Source organism: Nocardioides lijunqiniae, from assembly GCF_015024225.1.
In the GTDB taxonomy this organism is placed as follows: Bacteria; Actinomycetota; Actinomycetes; order Propionibacteriales; family Nocardioidaceae; genus Nocardioides; species Nocardioides lijunqiniae.
Window position 1 is genome coordinate 118168 of the sequence record NZ_JACJGM010000015.1, and the last position, 17983, is coordinate 136150.

The following is a 17983-nucleotide window of genomic DNA, read 5'->3' on the forward strand; positions in this document are numbered from 1 at the left end:
CGGGCATCCGATCAGGGGTTGTTGAGGACGGGGAGCGCCTTGCCCAACGTCGGGGAGCTCAGGCTGGACTCGAGCAGGTGCTTGCCGAGCAGGCTCGCGTCCGGGAGCTCGATGGGGTACTCGCCGGTGAAGCAGGCGGTGCAGAGCCGGGTCTTCTCCTGCTTGGTCGAGGCGATCATGCCGTCGAGGGAGATGTAGCCGAGGCTGTCGGCGCCCACGCTGGCGGCGATCTCCTCGGGGGTCAGCCCGTTGGCGATCAGCTCGGCGCGGGTGGCGAAGTCGATGCCGTAGAAGCACGGCCACTTCACCGGCGGGCTCGAGATCCGCACGTGCACCTCGAGGGCGCCGGCCTCGCGCAGCATCCGCACCTGGGCGCGCTGGGTGTTGCCGCGCACGATGGAGTCGTCCACGACGACGATCCGCTTGCCGCGGATCATGTGCTCGAGGGCGTTGAGCTTGAGGCGGATGCCGAGCTGGCGCAGGGTCTGGCTGGGCTGGATGAACGTCCGGCCGACGTAGGCGTTCTTGACGAAGCCCTGGCCGAACGGGATGCCGCTCTCCTCGGCGTAGCCGGCGGCGGCGGGCGTGCCCGACTCCGGCACCGGGATCACCAGGTCGGCCTCGACGGGGTACTGGCGGGCCAGCTCGCGGCCCATCTCGACGCGCGACTCGTGGACGCTGCGCCCGGCGATCGTCGCGTCGGGGCGGGCGAGGTAGACGTACTCGAAGACGCAGCCCTTGGGCTCGGGCGCGGCGAAGGTGTGCGAGCGCAGGCCCTGGTCGTCGATGACCAGCATCTCGCCCGGCTCGACCTCGCGGACGACGCTGGCACCGATCGTGGCCAGCGCGGCGTCCTCGGAGGCGACGACCCAGCCGCGGTCCAGGCGGCCGAGCACCAGCGGCCGGATGCCCTGGGGGTCGCGGGCGGCATAGAGGGTGTTCTCGTTCATCCAGACGAACGAGAACGCGCCCTTCAGCAGGGGCAGGACCTCGAGCGCGCGCTGCTCGAGCGAGGTGTCGGGGTGGTGGGCGAGCAGCGCCGTCACCAGCCCGGTGTCGTTGGTGGAGGACTCCACGTTGCGCGCGTGCAGGTCGAGCTCGCCGGGGTCCGCCGGGAGGTCCTCGACGAGCTGGGCGAGCTCGGCGGTGTTGATCAGGTTGCCGTTGTGGCCCAGCGCGATGGAGCCGTCGGCCGTGGGCCGGAACGTCGGCTGCGCGTTCTGCCAGGTGCTCGCCCCGGTGGTGGAGTAGCGCGAGTGGCCGATCGCGAGGTGACCCTTGAGCGAGTCGAGCGTCGTCTCGTCGAAGACCTGCGAGACCAGCCCCATGTCCTTGTAGACGAGGATCTGGCGGCCGTTGCTCACCGCGATCCCGGCGGACTCCTGACCGCGGTGCTGGAGGGCGTAGAGGCCGAAGTAGGTCAGCTTCGCGACGTCCTCGCCCGGGGCCCAGACCCCGAAGACCCCGCAGGCGTCCTGGGGTCCCTGGTCCTGCGGGTCGAGCGCCGCGGTGAGCCGGCCGTCTCCGCCGAGGCGCTGGCCACGACTGCTGAGGTAGGGCACGAGGTGATTCTAGGAGATGCGGGCCCGAACCGCGGCTTCGCCCGTAGCATGGCGGAGCCAGACGACGTATGGGGACGACGACGCGACGAGGTGAGATGGCTTCCGAGCCTGGGCGCACGGGCGGCGACGCCGACCGGGACGGCTGGTCCGACCCCCTCTCCCGCGACGCGCTGCTCCTGATCGCCGAGGCGGTCCTGGAGATGGCGGGCTTCCGGATCGCCGCCATCTCGGTCGTGCGCGGCGAGGACTTCCACTCGTTCGCCATCGCCGGCAGCGAGGCGGCGCGCGAGGCCCTCTGGGACGCCGTCACGCCGGTGTCGGTGATCGAGGACGAGGTCGCGAAGGCCGACGACTGGGGGCGCTTCCAGTTCGTCCCCAGCGACCGCTCGGGAGCCGTGGGCGAGTGGGGCTGGGTCCCGGACATCGAGCCGGACGAGGACCCCGAGGCCTGGCACCCCCTGGACCTGCTCATCGCCCCGCTGCGCGACGACGCCGGGCGGATCGTGGGCCTGCTGTCCATCGACCTGCCGACCAGCGGGCGCCGGCCCGACGCCGCCCAGCGCTCGCTGCTGGAGAAGTACGCCGCGCAGGCCGAGCGCGCGCTGCTGGTGGCGCTCGAGCGCCACGAGCTGTCCGAGCAGATCCGGCTCGCCACGACGGCGCGCAAGATCGTGCGCAGCCTGAGCGTCCAGCTCCCGATCGACGACCTGCTCGTCCAGGCCGGCTCGGCGCTCTCGGAGGGCTTCCGCGCCGGGGGCAGCTGGGTCCAGACGTTCGCCGGCGACGTGGACGGGTCGGGCGTGCTCTACAGCGCCAGGGGCGCCGACATCGTGCTGCCCGAGGTGCTGGTCGAGGTCGCGGAGACCGCCGCCCGCCAGCTGTGGGCCGTGCAGCAGTGGGTCGTGATCGAGCGCGACCGCCGCGTGGAGGTGCTGACCGAGGAGCAGTCGCGCCAGATCCACGCCTTCATGGAGCGCATCGAGGCGGCCTCGCTCCTCTTCGTGCCGATCGGCGCGGGCTCCACGTGCGTGGGCAACCTGGTGCTGACCCGCGTGGAGGGCCAGGCTCCCTGGGGCCGGATCGAGGCCGAGGCCGCCCTCGACATCGGTCACGACCTGGGCCGCTCGATCCTCAACGCCCGCACCTTCGCCCGCGAGCACCGGCTGGTGCAGGAGCTCACCGCCCTCGACCAGTACAAGGGCCGCCTGATCGCGACCGTCGCCCACGAGCTCAAGAACCCGCTCACGGCGATCCTGGGACACCTCGAGATGCTCGAGGGATCCCCGGACCTGACGGGCCTGACCCGCAGCTCGCTGGCGGCCATCGAGCGCGGCTCGCTGCGGCTGCAGCGGGTGATCGACGACCTGCTGCTGCTCTCCAAGGTCGGCGACCCCGACACCGCGCTCATCGCGGCTCCGGTGGCGCTCCAGCCGGTCATCGAGGACCTCGCGGAGCTCAACACGGTCGCCGCCCGGCGCGCCGACGTGTCCCTCCGCCTGGAGATGCCCGAGGCCGAGGTGCTGGCGCTCGGCGACGCCGAGGAGCTCGACACCGCCCTGGGCAACGTGCTGAGCAACGCGGTGAAGTACGGCCGCCCGGGCACCGACGTCACCGTCCGGCTCGCCACGGAGCAGGACCAGGTCGTCGTCACGGTGCGCGACCACGGCATCGGGATCTCGCCCGAGGACCGCGCTCAGCTGTTCACCGAGTTCTTCCGCTCCTCCAACCCGGAGGCGGTCCGTCAGCCCGGCACCGGGCTCGGCCTGGCGATCGTCCAGCGGATCGTCGAGCGGCACGGCGGCACCATCGCGGTCGACTCCGAGCTCGGCGTCGGCAGCACGTTCACGCTGCGGCTGCCGGCGGCCCTCAGCCGCTGACGCGGCCCGCGAGCTGAGCCCGCGCCACCGCGGCGGCCTGGGCCCGGATCTCGGGGATCGCGGTCGACTCCCAGAGCACGCCCTTGCGCGGGGGCCCGACGGCGTACATCCCGGGCACCGGGTGGCCCTCGGCGTCCAGCAGCCCGCCGTCGGCCGTGGTGGCGAGCCCGAGCCGGAGCGCGTCGGGCGCGGCCAGGCCGCGCTCGCGCAGGGCGAGCAGGAGCGGGTCGCCGCTGCGGGTGATATCGGGTGAGGGACCGGTGCAGTTGACCAGGGCGTCGGCCGGGACGGGAGCGCCGACCTGGCCGATGTGGACCTCGCAGCGCCGGCCGCGGTCGACGACGCGCGCGATGCCGCCGGAGAGGACCACGAGCCGGCCCTCGGCCTGGTAGGCCTCGAGCCGGTCGGCCACCTCGGGGGCCATCCGGTGCCGGCGCACCTCCCAGTGGCGCGCGTGCGTGGCCAGGAAGCGCCGGCGCTCGTCCAGGCTCATGCCCTGCCAGATCGCCTGCGTCTGCGGCCGCAGGCCGTCCACGACCGCGCGCCAGTCGACGCCCTGCGCCTCGGCGGCCGCGACCTGCTCACCGAAGAACGCCGCCAGGCCGGCGGAGGTGACCGGCGCCTCGACCGTCGGGCTGACCCACGCCGTCGACTGCTGGCCGACGTGGGGGAACGGGAGCAGGCCGTGGCGGCTGGTCATCACGACCCGCCGCGAGGCGTGCTCCTCGAGGAAGGTGATCGCGGTGTCGATCGCGGTGAGCCCGGTGCCGACGACGACCGCCGTGGCGTCGCCGGGCAGCAGGTGGAGACCGGCGAGGTTCCAGGGGTTGGGCAGGTACCACGGTGCCGGCGGCAGCGTGTCGCCGTCGACGACGAGCGCGCGGGGCTCCTGGTTGCCGTAGGCCAGGACGACGGTGTCGGCGACCGAGAACGTGTCGGCGGAGCGCAGCTCGTAGCCGCCGCCCGGGATCGGGACGATGTCGTCGACGCGACCGGCACGGACGGTGAGCCGGTGATCGGCCACGCTGGCCAGGGTGTCCTGCAGGTAGGCGGCGTAGTCGCGGCGCGGCAGGAAGCCCTGCGGATCCACGTCACGGCCGGTGCGCGCCGCCCACTCCAGCAGGTCCGAGGGCACGTCGGCCCAGGCGCTCATGTGTCGCGCGCGGACGTTGAGCAGGTGGCGAGGGTCCGAGGTCCCGTAGGCGATGCCCCGGCCCACGATGCCCGTGGACTCGTGGATCGTGACGGCCAGCCCCTCGCCGCCCGGCGAGCTCAGGAGGTTGACCGCGGTCAGGACGCCGCTGGCGCCGCCGCCGACGATCGCGACCCGGGTCGCGGGCGCGGTGGTCGGCGTGGGTGCGGGGGGACTTGACGGGTACAGGGTAGCCACCCCCAAAGTCTAGTGCCTCTATCGAGATGATGCGAAAGAGACTCGCGGACCGGTCAGCGGGCGAGGTTGCGCAGCAGCAGCGCCTCGGCGAGCACCACCCGCGCGAACTCCGCCAGGTGCAGCCCCTCGTTGGCTCCGTGGGCGCGGGTGTCGGGGTCCTCGACGCCCGTGACCAGCACGCTGGCCTGCGGGAACGCCTCGAGGAACTCCGCGATGAACGGGATCGAGCCGCCGACGCCCATGTCGACCGGCGCGACGCCGTCCCACGCCTCCTGGAACGCCGCCCGCGCGGCGTCGTACGCCGGACCGGTGGCGTCGATCTGGGTGGCCTCTCCGGTGTCGACCACGGTCACGGTGAGCTCGGCACCCCACGGGACGTGGGACTCCAGGTGAGCCTGGAGGCAGGCCAGGGCGTTGGCCGTCGTGTCGCCGGGCGCGACGCGCAGGCTGATCTTGGCGCGGGCCGCGGGCACGAGCGTGTTGCTGGCGCCGTCGACCCGGGGGGCGTCGAGGCCGGTGATCGAGAGCGCGGGCTTGGTCCACAGGCGCTCCACCGCGGAGCCGGTGCCGATCCACTCGATGGTCGGCACGGCGCCGGACTCGGCGCGCAGCCGCTCCTCGGGGTAGGTCACGTCGGCGGCCGGACCGGAGTGCAGGCCAGCGATGGCGACATCGCCGGCGTCGTCGTGGAGGCTGGCGATGACCCGGCTCAGGGCGATCAGGGAGTCGGGCACCAGGCCGCCCCACATGCCGGAGTGGACGGCGTGGGTGAGCGTGCGGACCTCGACGTCGACGCGCACGAGCCCGCGCAGGCTGGTGGTGAGGGCCGGCTCGCCGATGTCCCAGTTGCCGGAGTCGGCGATGACGATGACGTCGGCCCGGAGCTTGTCGTGGTGCTCCTTCAGCAGGGCGGGAAGGGTGTCGGATCCAACCTCCTCCTCGCCCTCGATGAACATCGTGACGCTGACCGGCAGGTCGTCGCCGAACACCCGCAGCGCGCCGAGGTGGGCGGCGATGCCGGCCTTGTCGTCGGCGGCGCCGCGCGCGTAGAGCCGGTCGCCGCGCTCGGTCGGCTCGAACGGCGGGGAGTCCCAGTCGGCGTGGTCGTTCTCCGGCTGGACGTCGTGGTGGGCGTAGAGCAGCACCGTCGGCGCTCCCTCGGGCCCGGCCTTGTGGGCGATCACCGCCGGGGCGCCGCCGTCGGCGCTCACGATCTCCACGCTGTCGAAGCGCTCGGCACGGAAGAGCTCGGCCACGGCCTCGGCGCTGCGCTGCACCTCACCGGCGCGGGCGGGGTCGGCGCTCACCGACTCGATGCGTACCAGGTCCTCGAGGTCCTTGCGGATCCCGGGGAGCAGCTCGGTGACGCGGGCGCGGATGTCTTCGCTCATGCCCGCCAACCTAGCCGCGGCTCAGTTGATGATGGCCTGGTAGGTCCGGCGGGTGACGTCGCTGGGCACCACGAAGAGCGTCGTCGACTGGAACCCGCGCCGCCGAAGGACGTAGCTGCCCTGCGGCGGACCCGCGGTACGAGAGGTGAACGTGAGGGCGAAGCGGCGCTGATGACCATGCGCCGTACGCGGCAGGTTCGTGACCGCGGTCAGCTGCACCGGCCACGCGCCCGCCTTGCTCGTGAGCCGGAACGAGCGACGCACGAGCGGCTTGAAGCGTCGTCGGCGGTACAGCCGCGGAGCGGACGCGTCGGCCGGGAAGGCCCAGGCGAGCGGGGCGAGGACCACCGCGGAGGCGCTCGCGCCGAGGAGGGTGCGGCGTGAGGTGTGGGTCATGGGGTGCTCCGGGGTCACAGGGGGGACGGGCTTAGCATCGGCGGGTGGCCGGACTGAGATGGGTGACCTACGACGACTTCGCGGCGCACGTAGGCGAGACCTTCGAGGTGACGCAGGGCAGGGGGCTGAGCGTCGTGCTCATCGACGCTTCGGTGACGACCGAGGCCGGCGGCCCGGGCCCCGAGGGCCAGGAGCGGCTGCAGTTCTCGCTCGTCTTCCGCGGCCCTGCCCCGGCGCTGCCCCAGGCCAGCTATGCGCTGGCGCACGAGGCGCTGGGTGAGCTCGAGCTCTTCCTGGTTCCGATCGGGGCGGACGCCGACGGAGTGCGCTACGAGGCCGCCTTCGCCTGACCGGTGACGACGTCCGCTCACGGCGCCCGCCACTCCATCCGGCGGTAGACCCCGCCCTCGGCCACCGCGACGAAGCCGAGTCGCGTGTAGAGCTGGGCGGCTCGGTTGTGGATCTCCACGTGGATGCTCACCGTGCGGCCGCTGGCCGCCGCCTCGTCCTGCAGCCGCACCAGAAGCAGCTCACCGATCCCGGCGCCGCGGAACTCAGGGACCAGGGAGATGTCGACGATGCGGATGTCGTCGGGACGACGGTCGACGTAGAGCCTGCCCGCGGGGCGCCCGCCGACCTCGATGACGTCGAAGGTGCCGGAAGGGTTGTGCTGCCGGTACTGAGCGTCCTGCGCGTCGAACTGCATGCGGACGAACGCCTCGCGCTGGCCTTCCGCCCACGCCACCTGCGACAGCTCCTCGTCGCGCGTCGAGCCGTAGACCCTCACGAGGAAGTCGCGGTCGCGGTCGGTCGTGGGCCTCAGGACGACGTGGCCCAGGATGGACGCGGCGTTGCTCATGACGGTCACGGCCGCGGTGGGAAGACGCCCTGCAGGGCGATGTTGAAGTAGCAGGCCAGGTAGGGCTGCAGGTTGTTGTGGGGCTGATCGGCACCGGCAGGCGCCAGGCTCTGCTCGGACATGGGCTCGAGGCCGGACGTCGTGGTCTGGTACGCCGACCCGCCGGAGGACCGGGCCAGGACCCGGTCCGGCCCGGGTGTCTGAAGGTCGGCCCGGCCGGAGGCGTCGGCCAGCTGGTGGTGGGCATGGCTCGGCATCTCGCTCGGCTGCAGCGTCACCGACCTGGCCCCGGCGCTCTCGCCGAGGTCGCGCGGGCTGAGCCCCGGCCCCTGGTCCGGGTGCATCGGCGCCCTGCCCCGCAGGTCGGGCAGCGCGAAGTTCGACTTCCCGTTGCCGCCGTAGGTGGTCCCCAGGAGGGCGAACAAGGCGGTGTTCTGCGACAGCGGCATCAGCTGCCCGTCGCACCAGGCCCAGCCCTTGGGTGCGAAGCTGAACGGGAAGATGCGGATCTCGGCGACGAACGGGTCTGCCATGAGGGTCCTTAGATGGGAGAGGGGTAGAGGCCGAAGCGCGAGATGATGAAGTCGACGCAGAGGTAGGGCTGCAGGTTCGAGTGGGGCTGCGAGCCACCGACGGGACCGATCGAGGTGGGCGCCATCGGGGTGGACGCGCTCGACTGCCGGTAGGCGCTGACGGAGGCGCTCGAGGCAAGGACCGACCCCTGGGGGTTCGGGCCTCCGGAGCCGGTCGTCGCGAGCAACGGGTGGGTGTGGGTCGGGATCTGCGACACGGTGAGCGTGACCTCCTCGACGCCACCGGCCTCCCCCAGGACGAACCCGGCCCCTTGGTGGAGCGGAAGACGTCCACGCAGGTCCGGCACCGCGAACGTGCTCTCACCGTCGCCGCCGTAGGTCGTGCCGATGAGGCTGAAGAGCACGTCGTTCTCGGAGATGCTCAGGAGCTGTCCCTGGCAGAACTCCCAGCCCGCGGGCGCGAAGTTGCCTGCGAACATCCTGATCTCACCGACGTAGGGCTGGGCCATGTCATGTCCTCAGTTCGGGCTCGGGAAGATGCCCTGCAGGGCGATGCAGAAGCTGATGGTGAGGAACGGCTGCATGTTCTGGTGCGCCTGGCTGCCTCCGGCGGTGGAGACGCTCGAGGGCGCCAACGACGTGAGCCCGGTGGGCGGGCCGTAGAGGCCGCTCACCGGCGCCAGCGCGGCGCCCGCGGGCGAGGAGGTGTTGCCGTTGACGGGGGAGGCCAGGTCCGGGTGCGTGTGCCTCGGCATCTCGGGCACGCTCAGCGTGTGAGCCTGCTCGCCGCCGCGCTCCCCCAGGATGTGCCCCTCGCCGACATGGATCGGCACCCGACCCCGGAGATCGGGCAGCGCGAAGTTGGTCTGGCCGTTGCCTCCGTACGTCGTGCCCAGCAGCGCGAACAGCGCCTGGTTCTGGTTGATGGGCAGGAGCTGCCCGTTGCACAGGGCCCAGCCCTTGGGCGCGTGCTGGAAGCTCATCAGCCGGATCTCGGACAGGAAGGGGTCAGCCACGGGTGGCTCCGATCGTGGTCACAGTGGGGGCCGGACGGGTTGGGCGCAGGCACCGACCTGCGCGTCGAGTGCCTCGTCGTAGCTCTGCACGGTCGGCGCCCCGGCATTGCGGTTCTGCACGTACGTCGCCAGGTTGCCGGCGTTGCCGTCGAAGCCGGGCAGGCGCAGCTGGGCGTCGAAGCGCTCGGAGAACGCGATGTCCGGGGCGACGAAGCCGGCGGGGCCGGTGCCGGTGCCGACGAAGGAGTTCTCGAGCGTCCCTGGCCCACCGATGTCGGCACACACGACCGCGTTGTCGGTGCCCAGCGAGCCGGCGCCGACGAAGATGCCCTCCCAGACGTCGCTGCGTCCGGGAGCGCTCAGCACGTTGCCGGTGAGCGTGACCGCGACCTCGGCCGTGCCGCCGCTGCCGTCCAGCGCCCGCACCAGGATGCCCTCCTGCGCGAAGGCGCGGATCGTGTTGTCGCGGACCGCGAACCGGGCGTCCCCGTCGCCCGCCGCCCGCAGCACCAGGCCGGCGCCCTGGGCTGAGTCGGAGGAGGCGGTTGCGTCTCCGATCCGGTTGCCGGTGACGGTCGCGTCGATCCGGGCAGCCGACGTGGACCCGGCGAGCGGGTTGATGACGACAGCGCTCCCGTTGGTCCCCGTGATGTCGTTGCCGTTGATGAGCACCGTGGTCTGCGCCTCGGCCGTCGGGGTCACCACGATGCCCGGTTGCCCGGACACGGCGCCGGCGTTGCCTCCGGTCACGGTGCTTCCCGACATGGTGAGGGTCATCGTCGGGCTGCCGCCGGTGTTCGCCAGCAGGAAGCCGGCATCCCGGTTGGCCGCGAACGTGCTCGACCTGACCGTGGTGTTCACCGTCGCGTCGCCGTCGGGCCGGACCTCCAGGCCATGGGCGCCGAACGCGGTCGAGCTGCTCGAGAACGTGGACCCGGTGACCGCCAGCGAGGTCGTGGACCCGGAGTCGTTGGCGACCCGGGCGTTGGTCTCGGCCGACCCGGTCACCACCGTGTCGGTGACCGTCACGGCTCCGCTGACGTTGGCATAGTCCAGGCCACGCTCGGAGACGGCGTTGCCGTTGCCGGACACCAAGGCGCCCACGAGCGCCAGGCCGGTGACGCTCGTCGCCCGGATCCCGTCGTCGGCGCCGCCCGACACCCGGAGGCCGGTGAGGCTCGTGCCGCCGGGGACATCCGTGAGCAACACGCCAGGTCCCGTGGAGCCCTGGATCGTGCCGCCCGTGCAGGTGGGTGCGGCGGTCGTGCACCCGCCACCGCTGCCGGTGACGACGAGCCGGCCGCCGGCGTTGGTGGTGGAGGTGAGCACGATGCCGCTCGAGGCACCGTCGGAGGAGATGGTGCGGAAGGTCAGGTCGTCGTCGTGGATGGTCACGCCGGCGACGAGGAGCGCCGTGCCGGACCCGGTGCGCACGGTGTTGTCGTTCCCGGTGACGGCCAGCGCCCCGCCGCCGCTCGCGGTGAGGGCGTCGGCCGTGCCGGTGGAGAGGCTGATGCCGCCGTCGAAGCGCACCGTGGAGCCGGCGTTGTTCGTCAGCACGATCCCTGAGCCGGACGCGTTGTCGCCGTCCGAGATGGCACCGTTGAAGTCCTTGGTGCCGCCCGAGGCGTTCTGCACGCGCACGAGCCGGCCGACGTCATCGGTGATCGCGCCGCCGAAGGTGACGTTCGCCGAGCCACCGTCGAGGTCCACGTCCACCGCGGCGGCGTTGCTGATCACGCTCTGCGCGTTGGCGGTGAAGCTGCCTACGCCGTTCCCGGTCAGGCTGATGCCGTCGGACGCGCTGTCGGTGGAGTCGACGTCGTCGAGGTCGAGGCTGACCACCGTCGTCCCCGAGACGTCGACGGCCGGACCACCCGTGGCGGACACGTTGTCGGTGCCGTCCGCGGCGACGGTCACCGAGCCGGCGTTCGTGAGGCTCAGCGCCGGCTCCGCCCCGGACGTCGTGGTGAGGCTGAGGTCGGTCCCCGTGCCGTCACCGAGCACGGTGCTGCCGGTGGTCGAGCTCATCCGCACACCGCCGGTCCCCGATCCCGTCACCACGACCTCGTCGACGTGGCTCGTGCCCATCGCGGTGCCGCTCGCGTCGAGTGCCGGCGCGCCCGCGGAGGTGAGGGAGACGACGCCGGTGTCGCCTCCGAAGTCGACGGTGCCGGCGTTGACGAGCAGCACGCCCGTGGACGCGTTGTCGACCACGAGGTCGCTCACCGACCAGGCGCCGCTGGTCCCGTTGAGCTCGAGGCCGGGCTGGCTGCCGGCCGCCCCGGAGTCGACGATCCGGACGTCGTCGATCACCCCGGCGACGTCGCCGCCGCCACCGGCGATGCCGCCGGCGCCCAGCGGGTCGATCCGGAGCCCGGTCACGGTGTTGCCCGACGCGAGCGAGACCACGTCGGCGTCGTAGTCGGTGAGGGTGGGACGCGCGTCCGGGACGCCCGACCAGAGCAGGTCGTCGCCGACGACCAGGTCGCCGGCCTGACCCACGAGGCGCTGGCCGTCCTCGAGGTCGAATCCGGCACCGTAGCCGTTCGACGTGCCGTCCCCGACGAAGACGAAGACGCTGTCGCCCGCTGACGAGGCGGCCTCGGCTTCGGCCAGGCTCACGAACGGCTCGGATGACGTGCCGCCGCCGTCCTCGGCTCTGTTGGAGACGTACCAGACGCAGCCGATGGTCGAGATGGTCACGCGACCCACGTCCGTGCCGGCCGTCGGCGACGCCTCGTCACGGACCGTGTAGTCGAAGAAGTCACTGCGGTCCTGGCAGCTGGCCCCGGGCGCCGGGTGGAACGTGAAGTCGCCGTCGCTCTCGAGCACGACGCTGCCACCGTCGTCGGTCTCGACGGTGGCAGCTACCACCGCGAGGGCGCCGGGACCGTCCTGGTCGGTGTCGCCGGCCAGGATGGCGCCGCTGATCGACTTCTTCGGGCCGGCGAGGGCCGGCGCCCCGTCGATCGGGTCGTTGACGACCAGGGCGGTGTTGCCGACCGCCGCGAGGGCACCGGTGAATGTCTCGTCGTCGGCCACCGGGGCGTCGTTGACGCACGTGACGGTCAGGGACACCGTCGCCGTGGCGGCGCCGACGCCGGCGAGGGTGTAGTCGAAGTAGTCCTGGCCGCAGCGGTCGGCGTCGGGCACGTACGTCAGGCCCGTGCCGCCGCCGCTCACCACGACGGTGCCGTGAGCGGGGTCGGTCGCGGACGCGACCAGCAGCGGGTCGTCGGGGTCGCTGTCGTTGGCCAGCACGTCGACCGTGCTCACCCCGGCGTCCTCGATCAGCGTGTCGGCGTCGTCGACCGCGACCGGAGCGTCGTCGACGGCGAGCACCGCGACCTCGATCGAGTCCGACGGGGCGAACCCGTCGACGGTCAGGGTGAAGGTCACGGTCCGCGTCGCGGCCGCGGGGTCGTCGCTGGAGTTCGCGTAGGTCACGGCGGTCAGCGCCGCGGCGTACTCCGCGGCGGTGCCGGGGCCGGCGAGCGCGACGGAGCCGGCGGGTCCCGTCGTCCGGACGATGCCGTCCTCGGGGTCGTTGTCGACCCAACCCAGGACGTCCTGGGCGCCGGCGAGGCCGTCGGTGATCTCGGCCAGGGCGCCGCTCAACGCCAGGCCGTCGGGGTTCACGATCGCCAGGCCGCCGTCCACGACGACCGGCACGTCGTTCTCGACGTAGGTGGTGGGACCGTCGGAAGCGTCGATCGAGACCGGGTCAGCCACGCAGTCGACCGCGACGCTCACGGTCGCGGTCGAGCCGCCGACGAGGGTGTACGTGAAGGTGTCGGGCCCGTCTGGGGACCCGGAGCTGCAGTAGCCACCGACGGGCTCGTAGGTCAGCTGCTCACCGTCGTCGATGACGACGACCTCGCCGTGGCTCGCCTGGGTCACCGACGCGATGACCCGGGGACCGCCGTCGACGTCGGTGTCGTTGCTGAGCACGTAGATGGACGTCGGTCCCGCGTCCTCGCTCAGCGCCGCCGCGTCGTCGACCGCCACCGGCGCGTCGTCCACGCAGTTGACGGTCACGCGCACGGTCGCCGTCGAGCCGCCGTCGAGCGTGTAGCCGAACGTGTCCGGCTGCGAGCTGTCGCAGTAGTCGGGGGCGGGGACGTAGGTCAGGCCGGCGCCGCCACCGGTCACCTGCGTGGTCCCGTGGTCGGGCTGGGTCACCGACGCGACGGCCCGGGGGCCTCCGTCGATGTCCGTGTCGTTGGCGAGCACGTCGATCGTGGTGGGTGCGTCGTCCTCATCCACGCTCGCGTCGTCGTCGACCGCCACGGGCGCGTCGTCGACGCACGTCACCGTGACCGTCACGGTCGCGGTCGCGGCGCCGAGGAGGGTGTAGGTGAACTCGTCGGTCCCGCAGTAGTGGGCGTCCGGCGTGTACGTCAGCCAGCCACCGCCCCCCATGACCGCCACGGCGCCGTGCTCCGCCTGCGTCACCGACTCCACCGACAGCGACTCGTCGTCGACGTCGGTGTCGTTGACCAGCACGTCGACCGATCTCACCGGGTCGTCCTCGCTCATCGCCACGGCGTCGTCCACCGCCACCGGAGCGTCGTCGACGCAGGTCACCGTGACGCTGACGGTCGCGGTCGAGCCCCGGTTGAGCGTGTAGGTGAGGTCGTCGGTCCCGCAGTGGTCCGCGTCCGGTGCGTAGGTCAGTCCGCTCCCGTCCCCGGCGACCACCACGGTGCCGTGACCGGGCTGGGTCACCGAGGCGACCAGCAGCGGGCCCCCGTCGGGGTCGCTGTCGTTGTCCAGCACGTCGATCGGCGCCGCAGGGTCGTCCTCGGTCACCGTGGCCGCGTCGTCGACGGCCACCGGCGCCTCGTCGCAGACGACGGTGACGGAGACGGTGGCGGTCGACCCGCCGTTGAGCTCGTAGGTGAGCTCCTCGGCACCGCACGTCGCGTCGGGCGGCGTGAAGCGCACCGCCGAACCTCCGGCGACCACCTCCACGACGCCGCGCTCCGGCTGGGTGACTGAGACCACGGCGAGCGTGCCGCCGTCGCCGTCGGTGTCGTTGGCCAGCACGTCGACGGTGACGGTCGCGGCGCCCTGCAGGACGCTGGTGGTGTCGTCGACCGCGACGGGTGCGTCGTCCACGCAGGTCACGGTCACGGCCACGGTGGCCGCGGAGCCGCCGGGCGTCAGCGTGTAGGTGAAGGCGTCCGGCTCGGCGTCGTCGCAGTAGTCGCCGTCGGGGGCGTAGGTCAGACCTGTGCCGTCGCCGGTGACGACGACGGTCCCGCGGTCGGGCTGGGTGACGGAGCCGATCGTGAGCGGGTCGTCGTCGGCGTCGTCGTCGTTGGCGAGCACCGGGATCGCGGTCGCGGGGGCGTCCTCCTCCAGCTCGGCGACGTCGTCGCGCGCGGTGGGCGGGTCCGCGACGCACGTGACGTCGACGCTCACGCGGCCGACGTCACTGCCGCCCCGGCCGTCGGAGACCGTGTAGTCGAAGCCGGCGGCGACCGGCTCGCACCGGTCTGCGGCCGGCGTGAACGCGATCGAGCCCTGGACCAGCGCGACCGCACCGCCCGAGGCGTTCCCGACCGAGACCAGGGCGAGGGGGTCGCCGTCGGCGTCGGTGTCGTTGGCCAGAGGACTCCCGGCGCCGGAGATCGGCAGGGTCAGTGTCTCGTCCTCGTCGGTCTCGACGACGTCGTCGAAGGCCACGGGGGCGGCGTTCTCGGTCACGTCGCGCACGGTGACCGTGAGGACCTTGTCCAGCCGGAGACCGGTCGAGTCCGTGGCCCGGACCCGGACCGAGAGCTGGGCGTCGCTCTCGAAGTCGAGGACGGAGCGGGTGCGCAGCGTCCGTCCCACCACGGCGAAGCGGGCGTTGTCGGTGCCACCGGAGCCGGCCACCAGCTGGTACCCGTGGCTGTCGCCGCGGTCGGGGTCCGTCGCGGCCAGGCTGCCCACGAGGGTGCCCACCGGCGAGTTCTCGGCCACCGTCCTCGGGCTCAGCGAGACGCTGGTGGGGGGCCGCAGCTGGTTGGCTCGCTCGCAGTCCTTGCGTACGACGTCGCGCGGGTCGGCGGTCACCTTGTCGGCGCCCGCGCCGCAGCTGACGGCGTCACGAGCCGCGCCGCCGTCCCGCGCGACGACGGTGTCGGCGCCGGAGCCACCCACGAAGGAGTCGTTGCCCGGCCCACCCGTCAGCTTGTCCTTGCCGGGACCGCCGTCGAGCACGTCGTTGCCGCCCCTGCCGATCAGGCGGTCGTTCCCGCCACGACCACAGATCACGTCCCGCCGCGACGTGCCCCGGAGCACGTCGTTGCCTGCCGTGCCGGTGATGGTGCAGCGCGGCGCGGCCTCTGCGGCGACGCCCAGACCGGGCGCCACGACTAGGACCGTGGCCACCAGGGCGGCGCTCGCCAGGAAGGACCAGCAGCGACGCGTCCACGGGGCGGGCGCAGGGGGCTGGGTCACGTGCGTGCTCCTCGGGAAGGCAGGGGTCCCGCCGATCCGCGCGCGCGAGCAGCATCGAGCCATGGCAGATCCGGGGGAGTCGAAGCGTGGCACAGGCGTCGGACCGGCCGCAGCAGAACGATCGTTCTCGAATCAGCCCAGTGGCAGATAGGGCGTGAGGTCGGCCCGTTCGCCGCTGGCGCGGACCCGGCCCGCGGACTCCGCGTCCTGCCAGGTGAGCTCGCCGGTGGCGAGCGCGACCCAGGTCGGGGCGTCCATCTCGACGACGGCTGGCGGGGTGCCACGCGTGTGGCGCACGCCGGGGATCACCTGCACGGCGGCGTACGGCGGGACGCGGACCTCCACGGAGTGGCCGGGGGCGCGCTGCTCGAGCACGGCCATGAAGTGCTTGGTCAGGGCGCGGTGGTCCACGGCCTCGAGGGCGGCGGCGAGCTCGTCGGGCGCGAGGACCCGGATGCGGGGGGGCATCAGTCCTCCGTGACGTCGGGGTAGGGCTGGAGCACGGAGTACAGCAGGTAGGTGCGGCGGTCCTCGACAGCACCGTCGGATCGGGTGCGCTCGGCCCATCCCTCCACCATTCGGCCCAGCTCGAGGCTGAGCTCGCGCGCCTCGTCCTTGGTCAGCTTGAGGCTGTGCTCGCTGGTCGAGCGGTAGGTGTCGGGGTCCCGCTCGTCGGTGAGCGCGCTGTCGACGACGTGGTGGGCCCAGCCCTGCACGGAGCGCCGGAAGACCCGCGCCGCCTCCTTGCCGCCGGGAGCGGCCTCGATGGCGCCGAGGTTGACGTCCAGCTCGCCGTCGCCCGAGAGCCGCCACACGCGGTCGCGCCGGTCGCGGGCCGCGGCGGCGTCCTCCTGGATCAGTCCGTACTTGGCCAGCTGACGCAGGTGGAAGCTCGCCCGGTTGGCCGGGATGCCGAGCTCGCGGGCGATGTCTGCGGCCCGCAGCGGGCCGGCGGCGCCGAGCTCGCCGAGGATCCGGTTGCGGGTCGGGTGGGCGATGGCCCGCAGCACGATCGGGTCGTGCGCGGCCTGCTTCTCGGTCACGGCACCACCCTAGCAAATTCCGCACGTCCTATTGCGCAACATGTATTGCGCATGTGATGCTGCGGATATGACCGACTACCGCGCCCTCACCCGCAACCGCGACTTCACCGCCCTCTGGGTCGGCCAGACGGTCAGCGAGCTCGGCAGCCAGGTGAGCATGTTCGTCTTCCCGCTGGTGGCCTACGCGACCACCGGCTCCGCCCTGCACGCCGCCGCAGCCGAGGCGCTGTTCCTGGGCGGGATGGCCGCCGCGCTGCTGCCGGCCGGCGTGCTCGCCGACCGGGTCGACCGGCGCCGGCTCATGCGCGCCGCGAGCGCGAGCGGGGTCGTCCTCTACGCCTCGCTCGCCGTCGCGGGAGCGCTCGGGGCGATGACGCTCCCCCACCTGTTCGCCGTCGCGCTGCTGACCGGGGTGGCCGCCGGCGTCTTCTCCCCCTCCGAGATGGCGGCGGTGCGAGCCGTCGTGCCTCGCGAGGACCTGCCCACCGCGCTCTCGCAGAACCAGGCCCGCCAGCACGTCGCGCACCTGGTCGGCGCGCCGGTCGGCGGCCTGCTCTACGCGGCGGCGCGGTGGCTGCCGTTCGCCGTCGACGCGGCGAGCTTCGCGCTGTCATGGGTGCTGCTCGGCCGGATCAAGGCCGACCTCAGCCCGCCGTCGTACGACGGTCCGCGCCGGGGCGCGCTGGCCGACCTGCGCCAGGGCATCGGCTTCCTCGCGCGGCACCCGTTCTTCCGCGTGCTCACGGCCTGGGCGGCGCTGTCGAACCTCGTGGTCAACGCGCTGTTCTTCCTGGCGGTGCTGCGCCTGATCCAGGGCGGCTACCCACCGGTGGCGATCGCGCTGGTCTCCACCGCCGGCGGGGTGTGCGGCATCCTCGGGGCGGTCGCCGCCCCCTGGCTGATCGAGCGGCTGCCGACGGGGCGCCTCACCGTGGTCGTGGCGTGGAGCTTCGTGCCCCTGAGCGTGCCGATGATCTTCGTCAACCACCCGGCAGTGGTGGCAGTCGCGGTCTCGGTCGGCATCTTCCTCAACCCCGCGGGCAACGCCGGCATCCAGTCCTACCGGATCTCGATCACCCCACCCGAGCTGCTGGGCCGGACCCAGTCGGCCGCCCAGTTCGTGTCGATGTCGGCGATGCCGCTGGCCCCCGTCGTCGCCGGGCTGACCCTCGCGGCGTGGGGCGGACCCGCCGCCACCGCGACCATCACCGTCCTGTGCGCGCTCGTGGCGCTGGTGCCGACCACGAGCCGCGCCGTGCGCTCGGTCCCGCGGCCGGCGCAGTGGGCCTCAGCAGGCGGTGTCGGCGCGGTCGGCGAAGACGCCGGCAGCGCCCGGCTGCCGTCGCCGGACCGGACGGCCGCCTGACGTCGCGGTCGACCCACCGGCTCACGATCGAGCTGCCGCTTGGCTCATTTCGCCCGGTTGCCGTCTGCTGGCCGGGTAAGAGGGCTCCTACGTTCAC

At 72.9% G+C, this 17983-nt stretch carries 14 protein-coding genes; 3 read left to right on the forward strand and 11 right to left on the reverse strand.

What is annotated here, in order from left to right:
• Nucleotides 1–11: 11 nt before the first annotated feature.
• On the reverse strand, nucleotides 12–1562 hold the full coding sequence (gene purF / locus IRQ30_RS11260; protein ID WP_193612953.1) for an amidophosphoribosyltransferase: 1551 nt from the start codon (nucleotides 1560–1562) through the stop codon (nucleotides 12–14).
• A 95-nt stretch (nucleotides 1563–1657) separates the two neighbouring features.
• Between purF and IRQ30_RS11265 the strand changes: the two genes are divergently transcribed.
• Entirely contained in the window at nucleotides 1658–3439 is a 1782-nt protein-coding gene (locus tag IRQ30_RS11265; protein ID WP_193612954.1) for a sensor histidine kinase, read from the forward strand.
• On the opposite strand, the gene IRQ30_RS11270 is transcribed toward IRQ30_RS11265, so the two are convergent.
• Genes IRQ30_RS11270 through IRQ30_RS11280 form a run of 3 tightly spaced genes read right to left on the reverse strand, consistent with a single transcriptional unit; the run spans nucleotide 3429 to nucleotide 6616 of the window.
• A complete protein-coding gene (locus IRQ30_RS11270) occupies nucleotides 3429–4829 on the reverse strand; it encodes an FAD/NAD(P)-binding protein (protein ID WP_338089662.1) in 1401 nt (466 codons plus the stop codon). The two genes, IRQ30_RS11265 and IRQ30_RS11270, sit on opposite strands and share 11 nt — an antisense overlap.
• A gap of 53 nt (nucleotides 4830–4882) precedes the next feature.
• Entirely contained in the window at nucleotides 4883–6220 is a 1338-nt protein-coding gene (locus IRQ30_RS11275) for a dipeptidase (protein WP_193612955.1), read from the reverse strand.
• Between the two features lie 21 nt (nucleotides 6221–6241).
• Nucleotides 6242–6616 carry a DUF6916 family protein gene (locus tag IRQ30_RS11280; RefSeq protein WP_193612956.1) on the reverse strand — a complete coding sequence of 125 codons (375 nt, stop codon included), beginning with the start codon at nucleotides 6614–6616 and terminating at the stop codon, nucleotides 6242–6244.
• A gap of 44 nt (nucleotides 6617–6660) precedes the next feature.
• On the opposite strand from IRQ30_RS11280, the gene IRQ30_RS11285 reads away from it, so the two are divergent.
• On the forward strand, nucleotides 6661–6966 hold the full coding sequence (locus IRQ30_RS11285) for a DUF6916 family protein (protein ID WP_193612957.1): 306 nt from the start codon (nucleotides 6661–6663) through the stop codon (nucleotides 6964–6966).
• 17 nt (nucleotides 6967–6983) lie between these two features.
• On the opposite strand, the gene IRQ30_RS11290 is transcribed toward IRQ30_RS11285, so the two are convergent.
• The 7 genes from IRQ30_RS11290 to IRQ30_RS11320 all read right to left on the reverse strand — a co-directional run bounded on the left by IRQ30_RS11290 (nucleotide 6984) and on the right by IRQ30_RS11320 (nucleotide 16520).
• Nucleotides 6984–7475, reverse strand: coding sequence for a GNAT family N-acetyltransferase (locus tag IRQ30_RS11290; protein WP_193612958.1), 492 nt, complete (start codon nucleotides 7473–7475; stop codon nucleotides 6984–6986).
• 5 nt (nucleotides 7476–7480) lie between these two features.
• A complete protein-coding gene (locus IRQ30_RS11295; RefSeq protein ID WP_193612959.1) occupies nucleotides 7481–8008 on the reverse strand; it encodes a phage tail protein in 528 nt (175 codons plus the stop codon).
• A gap of 8 nt (nucleotides 8009–8016) precedes the next feature.
• The gene (locus IRQ30_RS11300; protein WP_193612960.1) at nucleotides 8017–8517 is read right to left on the reverse strand and encodes a phage tail protein; all 501 of its coding nucleotides are present in this window, start codon (nucleotides 8515–8517) and stop codon (nucleotides 8017–8019) included.
• Nucleotides 8518–8526: 9 nt separating this feature from the next.
• Nucleotides 8527–9024, reverse strand: coding sequence for a tail fiber protein (locus IRQ30_RS11305; RefSeq protein ID WP_193612961.1), 498 nt, complete (start codon nucleotides 9022–9024; stop codon nucleotides 8527–8529).
• Between the two features lie 18 nt (nucleotides 9025–9042).
• Nucleotides 9043–15477, reverse strand: a complete 6435-nt coding sequence (locus IRQ30_RS11310) for an Ig-like domain-containing protein (protein ID WP_338089663.1) — start codon at nucleotides 15475–15477, stop codon at nucleotides 9043–9045.
• A gap of 132 nt (nucleotides 15478–15609) precedes the next feature.
• Nucleotides 15610–15945 carry a sterol carrier family protein gene (locus IRQ30_RS11315; protein ID WP_193612963.1) on the reverse strand — a complete coding sequence of 112 codons (336 nt, stop codon included), beginning with the start codon at nucleotides 15943–15945 and terminating at the stop codon, nucleotides 15610–15612.
• On the reverse strand, nucleotides 15945–16520 hold the full coding sequence (locus IRQ30_RS11320; protein ID WP_193612964.1) for a helix-turn-helix domain-containing protein: 576 nt from the start codon (nucleotides 16518–16520) through the stop codon (nucleotides 15945–15947). Before IRQ30_RS11320 ends, IRQ30_RS11315 begins: the two co-directional genes overlap by 1 nt.
• Before the next feature lie 67 nt (nucleotides 16521–16587).
• Here IRQ30_RS11320 and IRQ30_RS11325 point away from each other — a divergent pair, with 67 nt between their 5' ends.
• Nucleotides 16588–17886 (forward strand): MFS transporter, encoded by a 1299-nt coding sequence (locus IRQ30_RS11325; RefSeq protein ID WP_193612965.1) that lies wholly within the window; start codon nucleotides 16588–16590, stop codon nucleotides 17884–17886.
• Nucleotides 17887–17983: the final 97 nt, after the last annotated feature.

Bases quoted from the DNA above. Each gene is read 5' to 3' on its own strand.
- IRQ30_RS11265 (WP_193612954.1), top strand. From the start codon at position 1,658: ATGGCTTCCGAGCCTGGGCGCACGGGCGGCGACGCCGACCGGGACGGC.
- IRQ30_RS11275 (WP_193612955.1), bottom strand. From the start codon at position 6,220: ATGAGCGAAGACATCCGCGCCCGCGTCACCGAGCTGCTCCCCGGGATC.
- IRQ30_RS11280 (WP_193612956.1), bottom strand. From the start codon at position 6,616: ATGACCCACACCTCACGCCGCACCCTCCTCGGCGCGAGCGCCTCCGCG.
- IRQ30_RS11290 (WP_193612958.1), bottom strand. From the start codon at position 7,475: ATGAGCAACGCCGCGTCCATCCTGGGCCACGTCGTCCTGAGGCCCACG.
- IRQ30_RS11295 (WP_193612959.1), bottom strand. From the start codon at position 8,008: ATGGCAGACCCGTTCGTCGCCGAGATCCGCATCTTCCCGTTCAGCTTC.
- IRQ30_RS11300 (WP_193612960.1), bottom strand. From the start codon at position 8,517: ATGGCCCAGCCCTACGTCGGTGAGATCAGGATGTTCGCAGGCAACTTC.
- IRQ30_RS11315 (WP_193612963.1), bottom strand. From the start codon at position 15,945: ATGCCCCCCCGCATCCGGGTCCTCGCGCCCGACGAGCTCGCCGCCGCC.
- IRQ30_RS11325 (WP_193612965.1), top strand. From the start codon at position 16,588: ATGACCGACTACCGCGCCCTCACCCGCAACCGCGACTTCACCGCCCTC.